This is a genomic window from Streptomyces sp. NPDC052040, from assembly GCF_044548405.1.
GTDB lineage: Bacteria > Actinomycetota > Actinomycetes > Streptomycetales > Streptomycetaceae > Streptomyces.
This window is the reverse complement of the sequence record NZ_JBIUBV010000005.1, coordinates 152,967-167,825: the sequence shown is the minus strand read 5'-3', so window position 1 is coordinate 167,825 and position 14,859 is coordinate 152,967. Positions and strand designations below refer to the sequence as shown.

Sequence of the window (14,859 nt, the reverse complement as noted above, 5' to 3'; positions counted from 1 at the left end):
GGCCCGGGGGGCGCCGGGGGGGGGGGGGCGCGCGCGGGGGGGGGGGCGGCGGCGCGGGGCGCGGGGGGGGGGGGGGGGGGGGGGGCCCGGGGCCCCCCCGCCCCCCCCCCCCACCCGTAGCCCTCTCAGGTACTTCCTCGCCGGGCGGTCAGCTCCAGACGTTGCCCTGGTTCTGGCCGTGGGCCCCCTGCTGGCCCATGCCGTACTGGGCGCGCAGGCCCTGCCCGACCACCGCGTTCTGCGGCGGCAGCAGCTCGCTGGGCTGCACCAGGGCGAAACCGCTGCCCATGAAGCTCAGCTCCCAGCCCTCACCGGTGCTGCCACGGCGACGCCACACCCCGCTGGCGTGCGTCTGGGCCTGCATCTGCACCCGCAGACCGGTGGACCAGGCGACGATCGCGTCGGCGTCGCAGTTGACGTACGTGTCCGGCGTGACCTGCATCAGCAGGGGCGCGCCCGACGTCATCAGCGCCACCTTGCCGTGCCCGGTGATATTGAGCTGGTACTTGCCGGAACCGGAGATGCCGTACTGGCTGTCCACGGCGATGACCTCGTGGTGCAGCGAGGAGTCCATCGCCAGCACATAGCTGCTGTCGACGGTCAGCCCGTCCCGCTCGACCTCCATGATGTGCACGTACTGGGCGAGGTTGGCCAGATAGACCGTGCCCTGCCCGTGACAGCGCATCAGGTCCAGGCCCTCGCCCGTGTGCGCCCGCGCGCGCCGTTGGCCACCGCTCTGGTACTCGGCGTCGAACTCGATCAGCCCCTGGTAGGCGACCATGGTGCCCTTGCGCGCCAGGATGTCGTCGTGCCCCTCCAGCAGGACGCGCAGCAACTGCTGGTTCTGGAGGCTGAAGCGCTCCTGGGTCTGCTGCTCGTTGTAGCCGAAAAGCGTGCTCTGCATGGTGTGCGGTTCCCCCTCAGCCCCGGATCCGGAGGCGGTCGGTGCTGTCCTCGCTGGGCTGGACGACGACGATGCCCTGCCCGGAGAACGCCATCTGGTACGCCTCGCCGCTGCCGCGCCCGATGAGCGACTGCGCCTTGAAGCTGCGCTTGCCCTTCACCTTCAGGTTCGGGGACCAGGCGACGAGGGCGTCCGGGTCGACGTAGGTCTCGTCCTCTCCGCCACCGCAGTCGACGACGATGGGCGTACCGCGGGAGGTCAGGGCGACCCAGCCCTGCCCGGAGATCCTGGTGTTCCACAGGCCTTGCCCGGCGAACTTGGCCAGCCCCTTCACCCGTTCGACACCCCACTGGAGGTGGGCGTCGAAGGCGAGGAGGTTGGTGGCGTTGACGGAGATGCCCTCGCCGCCCAGGTTGATGACGACGACGTTCGCCCCGTAGTCGGCGAGGTAGAGCAGGCCGTCCCCGGAGCACTTCATCAGGGGCGCGCCCTCACCGGTGAGCCAGTCCCGCGCGATCTGGCGCACGGCGGGCGGGTTGGGCTCGTAGGTGACGAACCCTTCGTAGGCGACCATCGACCCCACGCGGGCGAAGAGGTCGTTCCCGGTCTGCATGGCGACCTTCAGCATATGACTGCCGTGGTTCTCCATGCGGGCGGAGACGGGTGCGGGGGCGAAGCCCGCGAGCGGCTGGTTCATGACGGGCTCCCTCAGACCTCAAAGGGCTGGACGACGACGAAATTGCCGGGTGCGGCGCGGAATTGCAGGTTGACGCCCTCCCCGGTGGCTCCCGGATAGGCGTTGCGGCGCATCCGCACCTGGCTGGAGACGATCACCTGGGCGGCCGCCGACCAGGCCACCACGGCGTTGGAGTCCACGAACGTGGTCGGGGTGACGGGCAGCACCACGGGCGCGCCGTGCGTCTTCACGACGATCGTGCCGGTCCCCTGGAACTGCATGGTGAACAGCGCGCCGCCGGGAATGCCGTGCCCCTCGATGCGCCGGACCTCGTGCTGGAGGGATTCGTCGAAGGCGAGGACGTTCTCCGCGGAGACGCAGATGGCGTCGCCCTGGAGTTCGATCGGGTGCAGATGGGTGGCGTTCTCGGCGAGGAACACCTGGCCCTGGCCCGTGCAGCGCATCAGCTGCATCTCCTGGCCGGTCGCGTTGCCCACGATGCGGCCGACGAAGCCGGCGCCCTTGTAGCCGAAGTCGACCTTGCCCTGGTAGAGCACCATGCTGCCCTGCCGGGCCAGTACCGGCTGGCCGCCGATGCCGAGGTCGACCCGGACGAGCTTCTTGTTCTGCTGCGTCCACCGCTGGCCGGTGGGCGTCTCCTTGAACGCCTGGAGCGCGGCCGCCACACCGGCGGCTCCGGCAACTCCCTGCGGGGCTCCCGGGGTGGCGCCGTGCGGGGCGGGCGGCCCTGCCTGGCCGGGCACCTGGCCGTAGCCGGGCGGCGGGGTCTGGGGCTGCTGTCCATAGCCGGGCGGCGGGGTCTGGGGCTGCTGTCCATAGCCGGGCGGCGGGGTCTGGGGCTGCTGTCCATAGCCGGGCGGCAGTGTGGCGGACGGCTGGGCGCCGTACCCCGGCGGCGGTCCGGGCGGGCCGGGCGGCGGGGAGTACGGCGCGGGGCCGGGCGGCGGCACCGTGCCCGCGGGCGGGGTGTGCAGCGGCGCGACGATGGTGGGCGCGGCGTGCACGGACGGCACGGGCGCGGGTGCGGGCGGGGCGGCCGCGGGGGGCGGCACTGCGCCCTGCGGCGCGGGCGCCGACGGCTGCGGCACCGGGGCGGGAGGCGCGGCCGGGGCGCCGAACGCGGGCGGCGCGGACTGCTGGGCGGGCGGGGCGAACCCGGGAGCCCCGCCGGTCGTCTGCTGCTGCGGCACGGACGGCTGCTCCTCCTCCAGCACCTCCCCGCCGAAGTTCTTCAGCAACGCCTCCAGGCCGCCGTCGAACCCCTGACCGACCGCGGCGAACCGCCAGACGTCCTTCAGATAGAGGTCGCCCAGCATGACCGCGCGTTCGGTGGTGAACTCCGCGCCGCTGAACGGATAGCGGGCGACCTCCTCGCCGCCCGCCACAATGCGCAGATAGCCGGGGGCGATCTGCGACATCTGCCCGGCGCCGTCGAGCGTCGCCGTGAAGGACAGCTTCTGGATCCCCGGCGGGATCCGGTCGAGCGTGACCCGGAAGGACTCCGTGTCGCCCGCCTGCGACCCCAGGAGCTGAATGGCCTCCTCCGGTGACTTCGGCTGATTGAAGAAGACGAAGTACCGGTCGTCCGAGAGCCGTTCCTCGGCATCCAGACCGAAGCAGCTGATGTCGAAGGTCAGTCCGGGCCCGCCGATCTGCACACCTACGTACAGATCCGTGCCCGCGGTGAGGTCACTGACCCTGGCCTTGTGGCCGCGCTGGAATTCCCTGGCCATGCGTTACGACCGTTCCCCGTCCCGAATGGTGAGTGCGTCGCGCCAGGCTAACCGCAAACACCGACAGCGACCGCAGCCGGTACAGACCCGGTACACAACCGCTTCCCGCCCGGGATTGCCGCAACGCCGCCGCACGCTCCGCGCCCGCACCTCAGCTCGCCGGCCCGCCCCGGCTACTCGCCGCCGGACACGGGCCGATACGGCAGCCGAGCGGCCGCCACCACCCCTTCCAGATACCCGCGCGCCCGCTCGGTGCGCGGATACGCCTCCAGCAGCCGCCAGAACTGCGCCCCGTGCCCCGGCACCAGCAGATGCGCCAGCTCGTGCAGCAGGACGTAATCCACGACGTACTCGGGCATGCCCTGCAACCGGTGCGACAGCCGGATACTGGCCTCGGACGGGGTGCACGAGCCCCAGCGCGTGTTCTGATTGGTGACCCAGCGCACCGAGGCGGGCCGCGCCCGGCCCTCCAGATACTGCGCCGACAGCCGCTCCGCGCGCTCGGCCAGCTCCACATCGCCGATCACCCGCTTGCTCTCCTGAGCGGCCAGCTTGTCGAGCATGACGCGCACCCAGCGCTGCTCCTCCGCCTCGGACATCCGGGCAGGGATCAGCACGACAGTGCGATCGCCCTCGCGGTACGCGGAGACCGTACGGCGGCGACGCGCGCTCCTGCGAACCTCGATGGCGCTCGCCCCGGAGCCGCTCGGCGGCAGGCTCGTCGTGCTGCGCTGTGGCTTTCCGGCGCGGTGCAGTGGATCGGCGGGCACGCCCCGACGTTACCCGCTGCACACACGGGAAGTCCTCCCCCGGGGACGCTTCCATGCCGACACACACCCCAAGCGCTTGATTAGTACGACCGATTCCCCTCCCTGTGGACAACCTCCCGCACACCCCCGCCCACCCCAGGCATCCTGACCCCGTCGGCACACAACCGCCGACACCAGCAACCAGCAACCAGCAACAACGAGAGCTAACGGGGGCCGCTCATGCATCCGATGGTGAAACCCGCGCTACGGCGCGGCTGGCGCGACCTGAACACCGTCCAGTTCGGGATGGCACCCGCACACGCCATGGTGCTGGGCCCCATGGACACGGCGACGGGCAGCTTCCTCGCCCTGCTCGACGGCACCCGCGGACTGCCCCTGCTGCGCGAGGAGGCCCGCCGCATGGGCCTGCCCGACGGCCATGCGGACGCCCTGGTCGGCAACCTCTCCGACTCCGGTCTCCTCGACGACGCCACCGGCGGCGGCCCCCAGGCCGACGCCCTGCGCGCGAAGTCCGCCGTCCTGGACCGCCTGCGGCCCGACCTGGCCTCCCTGTCACTCACCACCCGCCTGCCGGGCGAGCCCGCCCGAAGCCTCGCCGCCCGGCGCGACCACCGCGTCCAGGTCCGCGGCGCGGGCCGCGTGGGAGCCGTCCTCGCCTCCCTGCTCGCGGGCGCGGGCATCGGCGAGGTCGACGTCCGCGACACGGGCTGCGTCGAACCGTGGGACGTCGCACCGGGCGGACTGCCACCCGACGCGATCGGCGCACGCCGCGAGGAAGCCGCCCGCCGCGCCCTGCGAGCGGCCGCCCCGGACCGGCCGCCCCGTCGACAGCGCGCCTCCCGGCGCTCGCCCCACGACGAGCCCGGGCCCGGCTTCTCCCTGGTGATCCTCGCCCCACGCGACGGCCTCGACATCCACGCCCCCGACCCGTCCACCGCCGAACCCCTGATCGCCACCGGCACACCCCATCTGTATGCGGGGGTCGTGGAAGGGACGGGCGTCGTAGGCCCGTTCGTCCTGCCGGGCGACACGGCCTGCGCCGACTGCCTCCACCGGGCCCGCGCCGACCGGGACGAGACCTGGCCCCGGCTGGTCGCCCAGTGGCGCTCCGGACGGCCACGGCAGATCCAGGCCTGCGACCTCGCCCTGGCCACCGCCGTCGCCGGACTCGCCGCCGGACATGCGCTCGCGTTCCTCGACGGGGCCACCCCCTCCAGCGTCGGAGCACGCTGGGAGGCGGCCGTGCCCCGGCTCCACTGGCATCCGCGACCGGTCTGGGCGCACCCGTCATGCCCGTGCGGCGCGGCCGAGAAAGGTAAGGCGGAGAAAGGTAAGGCAGAACACACCCCGAGGGACCGGGGGTCGCACGAGACAATGGCGGAGCATCGACTGTCGAGGAACTCGTCCCGCAGGGCACACCCGGCGCGGCTGTCCGGTACCAGGAGGGCGCATGTCTGATCTTCCCCGGAAGGCGGTCACCCGTACCGCCAAGCTCGCCGCGCTCCCGCTCGGCTTCGCCGGGCGGGCCACATGGGGGCTCGGCAAACGCATCGTCGGGGAGTCCGCCGAGATCGTCGGCCGGGAGCTCCAGCAGCGCACCGCTGAGCAGCTGTTCAAGGTGCTCGGCGAGCTGAAGGGCGGTGCCATGAAATTCGGGCAGGCCCTGTCGGTGTTCGAGTCCGCGCTCCCCGAGGAGGTCGCCGGTCCCTACCGCGCCGCCCTGACCAAGCTTCAGGAGGCGGCCCCACCGATGCCGACGCGCACGGTGCACGCCGTCCTGGAGGAACACCTCGGGCAGGACTGGCAGGAACTGTTCACGGAGTTCGAGGACAAGCCGTCGGCGGCCGCGTCCATCGGCCAGGTCCACCGAGCGGTGTGGCACGACGGCCGTGAGGTCGCGGTCAAGGTGCAGTACCCGGGCGCCGGTGAGGCGCTCCTCTCCGACCTCAACCAGCTCAGCCGGTTCGCCCGCCTGCTCGGCCCGCTGATCCCCGGCATGGACGTCAAACCACTGATCACCGAACTCCGCGACCGGGTCTCCGAGGAACTGGACTACGGCCTGGAGGCGCAGGCCCAGCAGGCACACGCGGAGGAGTTCGCCGACGACCCGGATGTGATCGTGCCGGAAGTGGTGCACCAGTGTGAGCAGGTCCTGGTGACCGAATGGATCGACGGCATACCGCTGGCGGAGATCATCTCGGACGGCACCCAGGAGCAGCGGGACCGAGCCGGCCAGTTGCTGGCGCGCTTCCTCTTCTCCGGCCCCGCCCGCACGGGCCTGCTGCACGCCGACCCGCACCCGGGCAACTTCCGCCTGGTGCCCGACCCCGTCCGCGAGGAGCACTGGCGCCTTGGTGTCCTGGACTTCGGCACGGTCGACCGCCTTCCCGGTGGTCTGCCGTCCCCGATCGGGCCCTCCCTGCGCATGGCCATCGACGGCGACGCCCAGTCGGTCCACACCCTGCTCCGCGAGGAGGGCTTCATCAGGGAAGCCATCGACCTGGACCCGGACGCGGTGCTCGACTACCTCGTGCCGATCATCGAGCCCGCCCAGGCGGACGAGTTCACCTTCACCCGCAGCTGGATGCGCGGCCAGGCGACCCGAATCGCCGACCCGCGCTCCCCCGCCTACCAACTGGGCAAACGGCTCAACCTGCCCCCGGCGTACCTGCTCATACACCGGGTGACACTCAGCACGATCGGCGTCCTGTGCCAACTGGGCGCCACGGTCCGACTGCGGGACGAACTGGAGGAATGGCTCCCGGGCTTCCTGCCGGAGAAGCCGGAGCCAGAGCAGGGGCAGGGGCAGGGGCAGGGGCAGGGGCAGGGGCAGGGGCAGGGGCGAGAGCAGGAGGAGGAACCGGCAGCCGAGGCGTGACCGGGCTCTGAAGCGAGCCCTTGGGGGGTGGGGTGGGAGGGGGTGGGGGCGGGGGGGGGAGCCCCCTCCCGGAGAAGTGGAGTGCGGTCGGCTGTCCGGGCACCCTCGCCGAGTCCGCACCGCCAGTCCTCGCCGTGCCCCCCTCCCTCCTCCCACCTCCCCGCCTCGCCCATCAGAGTGCCGTCGGAGGCCGGGGCCGGGTCCCCGGGCCATGGAGGGCCTACTTGCTCTCCACTCGTCCGACCGGGTCGGAGCCACCGGTCAGTTCCTCGCATGCGGTCCGCCATGCGGGGGTGCCGGGGTGCAGCTGGGTGTGGAGGTAGGCGGCGGTGAGGCGGGCGAGGGCGGCGACGCGTTCGGGGTTCTCGTCGGTCGTCTCGGCGGCGTCGTATCCGGCGATGCCGCCGAGTCCGTGTTCCGCGTCGAACAGGGTGAGCAGGGTCTTGGGGCCGGGGGCGAGGGTGTAGGGGTCGGCATGCCAGTCCGGTCCCATGTCGGTGAAGTGCCGGGAGTCGTCCTTGTCGCCTGCGACGACCAGTGCGGGTGTGGTCATGGTGGAGAAGTCGACGGCTCCGATGACCGACCACTGCGCGGCCATGGGTCCGTTGAGGGTTTCGCCTCCCCTGCCGGGCGCGGCGAGCAGGACGCCTGCCTTGATCCGGGGTTCGAGGAGGTACTCCGTGTTTCCGGTACTGGTGTCGTTGAGCCCGGCGCCCAGCAGGAGGGCGGCGGTGAAGCCGCCGAGTGAGTGACCGGCGAGGGTGATCTTGGTGTGGTCGATTCGTCCGGCGAGTTGCGGCACGGTGCGTTCGATTACGTCGAGCCGGTCGAGGATGTGGGTCATGTCTTCGGCGCGGGAGCGCCAGAAGTGGGGTGCGCCGGGTGCGTCGGCGACGAGGTGGGCGAGTGTGCGGGAGGTGAGGTGGGTGGGCTGGAGGACGACGAATCCGTGGGCGGCCCAGGAGTTGGCGAGGGGTGCGTAGCCGTTGAGCGAGGAGAGGTTGTTCGAGGGGCCGTGGCCGTGGGAGAGGAGGATGACGGGGAGGTTGGTTCCGGTGGCGGGTGCGGAGACGCGCACCTGGAGGTCTACGGGGCGTCCCGGCACGGGGAGGACTACGGGGCTGTAGGAGAGGACCGGGACGGGCGTGCCCTGGTCGTTGGTTCCGGGGGTGGTGGGTGTGGTCACGGTGGTGGGTTCCCTTCGGTGGCGCCTGCCGTTTGCGGTCTTCGGCGACTGGCCGCGGGCAGGGAGGGCAGAAGCACCCCGCTTCGGATAACCTGAAGCGGAGCGGCGCTCCATTTAGTATCCGGAGCATTGCTCCGCTTTGTCAATCGACCTGGAAGGATCACGTGATGGGCAGCGCGAGTCCCGCCGAGGAGCCGCCATCCCGGGGCAAGCGGGCCGATGCCCAGCGCAACCGGCAGGCGGTGCTCACCGCCGCCGCCGAAGTGTTCGTCACCGCAGGGGTCGATGCGCCGATCCGCCAGATCTCCACCCGGGCGGGCGTCGGGATGGCCACGATCTATCGCCACTTCCCGACCCGGGCGGATCTGATCACCGCGGTCTACCGCCACCAGATCGAGGCATGCGCCGAGGCGGGTCCGCGCCTCCTGGCCAGTGCCGATTCCCCGTTCGATGCACTGTGCCAGTGGATCGACCTCTTTGTAGACTTCCTGGTCACCAAGCACGGACTCGCCGACGCCCTCCAGTCCGACAACGACCGCTTCGCCGCGCTGCACGCCTACTTCCTGGACCGCCTGTCGCCCGTCTGCACCCAACTGGTCGACGCCGCGGTCGAGGCCGGTGACATCACGCCCGGCATACAGCCGTACGAGTTGATGCGCGGCATCGGCAACCTCTGCATCGGACGCGACAAGGACCCCCGCTACGACCCCCGGCGCCTCATCGCCCTCCTCCTCCAGGGACTCCGGGGGTCTCAGACGCCCTGATGCCGGTGGGTCCTCCCGCACCCCGGCCCCTCCCCGGCTGCCACGATGCGAGCAACCGCCGCCTCACTCGCACACCAGGCCAATGACGCGTGGCGCCGCCCGAATCCGGGTCCGTGCGGGCCGTGATGCAGCAGACTGCGTGGTGATCATCTGCGACCAGTGGTCTACGCAGCGTCAGACGTGAAGGGAGAGCGGCATGTCGAATGTTCCGACCGACCTCAAGTACACCGACGAGCACGAGTGGATCCGCAAGGACGGCGACGGCACGGTGACCGTCGGCCTCACCGATCACGCGCAGAGGACACTCGGGGACATCGTCTTCCTTGAGCTGCCCAAGGTCGGCAGTCGGGTGCAGACCGGGGAGGCGGTGGGCGTCGTGGAGTCCGTGAAGGCGGCGTCCGACATCTTCAGCCCGGTCTCCGGCGAGGTCGTCGCGATCAATGCGGACGTGGTCGACGAGCCCGACGAGGTGAACAGCGACGCCTATGAATCCTGGCTCTTCAAGATCAAGCTGGCGAACGGCGCCCAGATCGACGGCCTTCTGGACGCCTCGGCCTACAGCAAGCTCATCGACTGAGAATCAAGGTCGCCGGAGGTGAGCCTTCGGGCGCTGTGCCCCGGCCTTTACTGACGATATTCCGGCCGGTGTGATGTGTGGCACAGAACGCACTGCGGGGGCCGATCCCTTGGGATCGGCCCCCTCGTGGTTGTCCCCCGTCGTCGACGGACGGCTGCTACTGCATGACGGCGATGGCGAGCGCGCGCCTGGCGCGCAGCGAGGCGCGTTCGGCCTTGCGCTGCATCCGGCGGGCCGTCGCCAGGTGCAGGGCCGGGCGTTCCCGCTCGGCTTCGTGCAGCCTGTCGCGCATATGCGCGCGTGCCAGGGCTTCTGGGATGAGTTGCATCTCACGGGTCCTGTTCTGGCGCGAGGCGTTCGCGCCGGTGGGGGTGGCGTCTGGGATCGCGGAACCTGCGGGCTCGCTGGTGGACGGCTTCATCGGGGCCTGCTTCTTGGGGTCGTGCGTGAGGGGGCGGTCGATTGTTCCGGTGGTGTTCATGCCATGACCGGGTTCTTGCGCGGGCGGCCGCGCGGACGCTTCCGGGCGACGACGACGCCCTGGACGAAGAGTTCGCCGCCCCAGACGCCCCAGGGCTCACGCCGTTCCTGGGCGCCGGCGAGGCAGGCCTCGATCAGCGGGCAGGTGCGGCAGAGGGACTTGGCGTACTCCACGTCGGCCGGGGACTCGGCGAAGAAGACTTCCGGGTCGTAGGAGCGGCAGGGGACGGGTACGCCGAGGTTCTCGATGGCGTCGTCGAGCGCGGTGAGCGCGGTGAGGGGGGTCAAGGTGGAGTCCTTCGTGAGGCCGGGCGGGGGGAGTGTTTCGGAAGGCGGTACGGACGGGGCGTGCGCTTCGAGTTGCACGGGTCGTTTTCCTCGTCTGGTCGTTCCGGCCCTGTGGGGCCGGGTGGCGGCTTGGTACCGGGTTCTTTTCTTGTCCCGAGGCCCCTTCGGCCTGTTGTGCCCCGTTGAGGGCAAACAGAAGGGCCGCGGATCCCGGATGGGGTTCCGCGGCCCTGAAGGCGCCGGCCTGATCGTCGATCAGGCTGGATCACTCCAGGGTTCTGGCCCGCGGAAGGCCCACATCTGGTGGTGCTGCGTCGTCTGCTTCCGGAATCCGGCACCGGCTGCCGCAAAGGCATAGGCATCTGCCTGTGCCACTACTGCTTCCAGTGCCTTGGTCGGTCGCTCATTGCGCTCGCGGACGGGAAGAACCGCGAGGGACAGGGAGGATTCCGGGCGACCGGCACGAATGCCGGACAGACCGGTGCCCAGGTCCAGGGCGCCGAGCATGCACGTGGAGACGACCGAGAGATCGGTCATTGTGGCGGTGCAGGTGGGGCTGGTCTTAATGCTGATCACTTCAATCGCCTCCTCTCGGCGTCTCGGTGGACCGGGGGTGAGCCCGGTCCGGCGGATACACAAGTACAGCACGGTTTCGCGGCCTCCGAGAAGGCCGCCGTCCCCGTGGCTAAGAACCTATGGGGATTGCTGGGGCATGCGCAAACTATTTTTTCGACGAGTTGGCATCAGTCGTCGTGGTGCTCTTCCTGTCCATCTCCACCTGCGCAGATGGCGAGAACGTCGGTGCCGTAGCGGTGGAGCTTGCGGACTCCGACGCCGGGGATGCGGGCGAGTTCTCCCTCGTCGTCTGGGGCGGTTTCGGCGATGGCGATCAGGGTTCTGTCGGTGAAGACGCAGAACGCGGGCTGGCCGCTGCGCCGGGCCTGCTCGGTCCGCCATGCGTGAAGCCTTTCGTAGAGGCCTTCGTCCATGTCGGAGGGGCAGTCGTCGCAGCGCATCAGTTTCATCTCGCCGGGGTCGGACAGGGTGCGTCCGCAGACCCGGCAGCGGGCGGGGGTTCTGCTGGTGCGGCGAGGGGTGCCGGTGGAAGCCGGGGCGCCGGGGCCTCGTTCGATGCCGCCGGTGCCGGTTCCGCCGGACGGGGTGCGGCCGACGGTGGCGGAGGAGCCGGGGCGCAGTCCGTCGAGGAAGCGGCTGGGGCGGCGGCCGGGGCGGCCGCCGGGGGTGCGGGACAGGGACCAGGAGAGGTGGAGGTGTTCCCGGGCGCGGGTGACGCCGACGTAGAGCAGGCGGCGTTCTTCTTCGATCTGCTCGTCGGTTCGGGCGTAGGTGATCGGCATCATGCCCTCGGTGAGGCCGACGAGGAAGACGGCGTCCCATTCCAGGCCCTTGGCGGAGTGCAGGGAGGCGAGGGTGATGCCCTGCACGGTGGGGGCGTGCTGGGCGCCGGCGCGTTCGTCGAGTTCCGCGACGAGGTCGGCGAGGGTGGCGTGGGGGTGGGCCGCGGCGAAGTCCCGGGCGAGGTTGACGAGGGCGGCGAGGGATTCCCATCGTTCTCTGACGGCGCCGGAGCCCGCGGGGGGTGTGGGGGTCCAGCCTTCTCCGGAGAGGACGGCGCGGACCTGGGAGGGCAGGTCGACGACGTCGTCGAGGAGGGAGTCGTTGGCTCCGAAGCGGGCGGCGCCGCGGAGGGCGATGCCTGCCTTGCGGACCTCGGGGCGGTCGAAGAAGCGTTCGGCGCCGCGGAGCTGGTAGGGGATTCCGGCGTCGGCGAGGGCCTGTTCGTAGATCTCGGACTGGGAGTTGGTGCGGAAGAGGATCGCGATGTCCGAGGCGGGTGTGCCGGCGGCGAGGAGGTCGCGGATGCGGCGGGTGGCGCCTTCGGCTTCGGCGGGCTCGTCGGTGTATTCGGTGTGGACGGGGTGGGGTCCGGGGTCGCGCTGGGAGACGAGTTCGAGGCGGTGGTCCGCGGCGCGGCCGTGTGCCTGGGCGAGGAGGCCGTTGGCGAGGTGGACGATCTGGGGGGTGGAGCGGTAGTCGCGGACGAGTTTGACGACGGTGGCCCGGGGGTGGCGGGTGCGGAAGTCGAGGAGGTGGTCGGGGGTGGCGCCGGTGAAGGAGTAGATGGTCTGGCTGGCGTCGCCGACGACGCACAGGCTGTCGCGGTTGCCGAGCCACAGTTCGAGCAGGCGCTGCTGGAGGGGGCTGACGTCCTGGTATTCGTCGACGACGAAGTGCTGGTACTGGGCGCGGATCTCGTCGGCGATGTCGTGGCGGTCCTGGAGGATGCCGACGGTGAGGAGGAGGACGTCCTCGAAGTCGATGACGGCGCGTTCGCGTTTGAGGTCCTCGTAGGCGGCGTAGAGCTGGGCGATCTCGGCGGGGTCGCGGGGGGCTTCGCGGCCGGCTGTGGCGGCTGCGGCGGCGTAGTCGGCGGGGACGGTCTGGGTGACCTTGGACCACTCGATTTCGGCGGTCGCGTCCCGTAGTTCGTTGCGGTCGAGGCGGATGCGGCAGGCGGCGGCCGCGTCGGCGACGATCTGGATCTTCCGGTCGACGATGCGGGGGAGGCCGCCACCGACGGCTTTCGGCCAGAAGTACTGGAGCTGGCGGAGGGCGGCGGAGTGGAAGGTGCGGGCCTGGACTCCGGTGGCGCCGAGCTGGCGGAGGCGGCCGCGCATCTCGCCGGCGGCGCGGTTGGTGAAGGTGACGGCGAGCACGCTGGACGGCTGGAGGATGCCGGCGCGGACTCCGTAGGCGATGCGGTGGGTGATGGCCCGGGTCTTGCCGGTGCCGGCTCCGGCCAGGACGCACACCGGGCCGTGCAGGGCGGTGGCCACGGCCCGCTGCTCGGGGTCGAGCCCTTCGAGCACCGCGTCGGCCGAGTCCGGAACCTGCGGGAAGAGGGTGGAGTGCGTTGCTGCTGTCACCCCGCCATGCTGCCAGGTCCGGGGAGGCGGGTGCGGTGGTTGTCCACAGGGGGGCGGCTGCGGTCGTACGAATGCGGGGCGGGCGGTCCGGGTGGTACGGCTGCGGGGCGGGCTGTCCCCGGCGCTCCCCGGCGGGGTGGGGAGTGGGCGGCGGGAATGGTGGAAAGTTCACGTACGTTCTTCGGTGAGCGAGCACGCAGAGCACGCATCCCGAGCCGAGAAGGAGCGCGACAGACATGCCGGGCACTGTGACGATGTACAGCACCACGTGGTGTGGCTACTGCCGTCGGCTGAAGAGCCAGATGGACCGTGAGGGCATCACGTACGAAGAGATCAACATCGAGCAGGACCCGCAGTCCGCGGCGTTCGTGGAGAAGGCGAATGGCGGAAACCAGACGGTGCCGACCGTGCTGTTCCCGGACGGTTCGACGCTGACGAACCCGTCGCTGGCGCAGGTGAAGCAGAAGATCGGCGTCTGAGGCAGGGCACTGTCCCGCACAGGAGCAGCAGAAGCCGCGCAGTAAGAGGGGCGGCCCCGGAAGATGATTCCGGGGCCGCCCCTCTCACTGTGCGGTGCTCTTCGAGCTGGGCCCGGGTGTGTGACGGCTCACACGCTCCGGGTGGGGAGGGGCTTGCCGTACCAGAGTTCGATGAGGCGGGCGGCGATGGAGATGCCGTAGGGGGGAAGTACCTCACCGGAGTCGAAGGCGGCGCGCAGTTCCTCGCGGGAGAACCAGCGGGCCTCGTGGATCTCGTCGCCGTCGACGGTGATGCCGGTGGTGGTGGCGTGGGCGAGGAAGCCGAGCATCAGACTGGAGGGGAACGGCCAGGGCTGGCTGGCGATGTACTGGACCTCGCCGACGGTGACGCCCACTTCTTCGGAGACCTCGCGGCGCACGGACTGTTCGATGGACTCGCCGGGTTCGACGAAACCGGCGAGGGTGGAGAAGCGGCCCTCGGGCCAGTGGACCTGGCGGCCGAGGAGGATGCGGTCCTGGTCGTCGATGACGGCCATGATCACCGCGGGGTCGGTGCGCGGGTAGTGCTCGGCGCCGCAGGCGGGGCAGCGGCGGATGTGTCCGGCGGCGGCGATGACGGTGCGTTCGCCGCAGCGGGAGCAGAAGCGGTGCAGGCGCTGCCAGTTCTCCAGGGCGACGGCGTGGACCATCAGTCCGGCGTCGCGGCGGGACAGCAGCAGTCCGGCCTCGCGCAGACCGGCCGGGCGGGCCGACTGGTCCATGCGGCCGGGGAGGGCGTCCTTCTGGAGTGCGAAGTAGCTGACGCCGTCCTCGTCGGTGCCGAGGAAGTAGCGGTGGGCCTCGGTGAGGGGTGCCTCGAAGGAGGGGGTCATGACGAGTTCGGTCCGGCCGTCGGGCGTCTCGTCGATGAGGACCTGGCCGCCGGAGACCACGAAGCATCGGGTGGTGGGGTGGCTCCATGCCGCGGCGAGCCATGCTTCGTCGAGCCGGTGGTGGGCGGCCCGGTCGATGCCGCTCGGGGCGGTGAGCGAGATGGGCCGGTCGGCGGTGTGGTCGGTCCAGGTGGTCACGGTTGCTTCCAACTCCCCCGGTGGAACGGTTGTCGAGGCGGGCGGTTCATGGGGACGGTCGGCCGGGGCGGGGCCGGATCCGGCG

At 71.0% G+C, this 14,859-nt stretch carries 15 protein-coding genes; 5 read left to right on the top strand and 10 right to left on the bottom strand.

Annotation, left to right across the window (positions count from 1 at the left end; genetic code table 11):
• Window positions 1-148: 148 nt before the first annotated feature.
• The 4 genes from ACIHAA_RS13460 to ACIHAA_RS13445 form a co-directional block, all read right to left on the bottom strand.
• Window positions 149-904 carry an AIM24 family protein gene (locus ACIHAA_RS13460; RefSeq protein WP_399816411.1) on the bottom strand — a complete coding sequence of 252 codons (756 nt, stop codon included), beginning with the start codon at window positions 902-904 and terminating at the stop codon, window positions 149-151.
• 16 nt (window positions 905-920) lie between these two features.
• On the bottom strand, window positions 921-1,601 hold the full coding sequence (locus ACIHAA_RS13455) for an AIM24 family protein (RefSeq protein WP_399816409.1): 681 nt from the start codon (window positions 1,599-1,601) through the stop codon (window positions 921-923).
• A gap of 11 nt (window positions 1,602-1,612) precedes the next feature.
• Window positions 1,613-3,334 (bottom strand): TerD family protein, encoded by a 1,722-nt coding sequence (locus ACIHAA_RS13450; protein WP_399816407.1) that lies wholly within the window; start codon window positions 3,332-3,334, stop codon window positions 1,613-1,615.
• Window positions 3,335-3,507: 173 nt separating this feature from the next.
• Window positions 3,508-4,104, bottom strand: coding sequence for a M48 family metallopeptidase (locus ACIHAA_RS13445; RefSeq protein WP_399816405.1), 597 nt, complete (start codon window positions 4,102-4,104; stop codon window positions 3,508-3,510).
• 219 nt (window positions 4,105-4,323) lie between these two features.
• On the opposite strand from ACIHAA_RS13445, the gene ACIHAA_RS13440 reads away from it, so the two are divergent.
• Window positions 4,324-5,562, top strand: coding sequence for a TOMM precursor leader peptide-binding protein (locus tag ACIHAA_RS13440; protein ID WP_399816404.1), 1,239 nt, complete (start codon window positions 4,324-4,326; stop codon window positions 5,560-5,562).
• Complete coding sequence (locus ACIHAA_RS13435) at window positions 5,555-6,982, top strand: ABC1 kinase family protein (RefSeq protein WP_399816402.1); 1,428 nt, start codon at window positions 5,555-5,557, stop codon at window positions 6,980-6,982. Before ACIHAA_RS13440 ends, ACIHAA_RS13435 begins: the two co-directional genes overlap by 8 nt.
• Window positions 6,983-7,202: 220 nt before the next feature.
• Here ACIHAA_RS13435 and ACIHAA_RS13430 read toward each other — a convergent pair whose 3' ends face one another.
• Complete coding sequence (locus ACIHAA_RS13430) at window positions 7,203-8,168, bottom strand: alpha/beta hydrolase family protein (RefSeq protein WP_399816400.1); 966 nt, start codon at window positions 8,166-8,168, stop codon at window positions 7,203-7,205.
• A 167-nt stretch (window positions 8,169-8,335) separates the two neighbouring features.
• Between ACIHAA_RS13430 and ACIHAA_RS13425 the strand changes: the two genes are divergently transcribed.
• Together ACIHAA_RS13425 and gcvH are read left to right on the top strand one after the other, a co-directional pair.
• Complete coding sequence (locus ACIHAA_RS13425; protein ID WP_399816398.1) at window positions 8,336-8,932, top strand: TetR/AcrR family transcriptional regulator; 597 nt, start codon at window positions 8,336-8,338, stop codon at window positions 8,930-8,932.
• A gap of 196 nt (window positions 8,933-9,128) precedes the next feature.
• Complete coding sequence (gene gcvH, locus ACIHAA_RS13420) at window positions 9,129-9,509, top strand: glycine cleavage system protein GcvH (RefSeq protein ID WP_399816396.1); 381 nt, start codon at window positions 9,129-9,131, stop codon at window positions 9,507-9,509.
• A 157-nt stretch (window positions 9,510-9,666) separates the two neighbouring features.
• Here the strand turns inward: gcvH and ACIHAA_RS13415 are convergent, their stop codons facing one another.
• The 4 genes from ACIHAA_RS13415 to ACIHAA_RS13400 all read right to left on the bottom strand — a co-directional run bounded on the left by ACIHAA_RS13415 (window position 9,667) and on the right by ACIHAA_RS13400 (window position 13,225).
• Window positions 9,667-9,990, bottom strand: coding sequence for a hypothetical protein (locus ACIHAA_RS13415; RefSeq protein ID WP_399816394.1), 324 nt, complete (start codon window positions 9,988-9,990; stop codon window positions 9,667-9,669).
• Window positions 9,987-10,355: a WhiB family transcriptional regulator gene (locus ACIHAA_RS13410; protein WP_399816392.1), complete on the bottom strand. Its 369-nt coding sequence runs from the start codon at window positions 10,353-10,355 to the stop codon at window positions 9,987-9,989. The genes ACIHAA_RS13415 and ACIHAA_RS13410 overlap by 4 nt, the downstream gene beginning before the upstream one ends.
• A 177-nt stretch (window positions 10,356-10,532) precedes the next feature.
• Window positions 10,533-10,853, bottom strand: coding sequence for a hypothetical protein (locus ACIHAA_RS13405; RefSeq protein WP_399816391.1), 321 nt, complete (start codon window positions 10,851-10,853; stop codon window positions 10,533-10,535).
• 167 nt (window positions 10,854-11,020) lie between these two features.
• The gene (locus ACIHAA_RS13400) at window positions 11,021-13,225 is read right to left on the bottom strand and encodes an ATP-dependent DNA helicase UvrD2 (protein ID WP_399816389.1); all 2,205 of its coding nucleotides are present in this window, start codon (window positions 13,223-13,225) and stop codon (window positions 11,021-11,023) included.
• 236 nt (window positions 13,226-13,461) lie between these two features.
• Between ACIHAA_RS13400 and ACIHAA_RS13395 the strand changes: the two genes are divergently transcribed.
• Window positions 13,462-13,704 carry a mycoredoxin gene (locus tag ACIHAA_RS13395; protein ID WP_399816387.1) on the top strand — a complete coding sequence of 81 codons (243 nt, stop codon included), beginning with the start codon at window positions 13,462-13,464 and terminating at the stop codon, window positions 13,702-13,704.
• A 128-nt stretch (window positions 13,705-13,832) separates the two neighbouring features.
• Here ACIHAA_RS13395 and nudC read toward each other — a convergent pair whose 3' ends face one another.
• A complete protein-coding gene (nudC, locus tag ACIHAA_RS13390; RefSeq protein WP_399816385.1) occupies window positions 13,833-14,774 on the bottom strand; it encodes an NAD(+) diphosphatase in 942 nt (313 codons plus the stop codon).
• Between the last annotated feature and the right edge of the window lie 85 nt (window positions 14,775-14,859).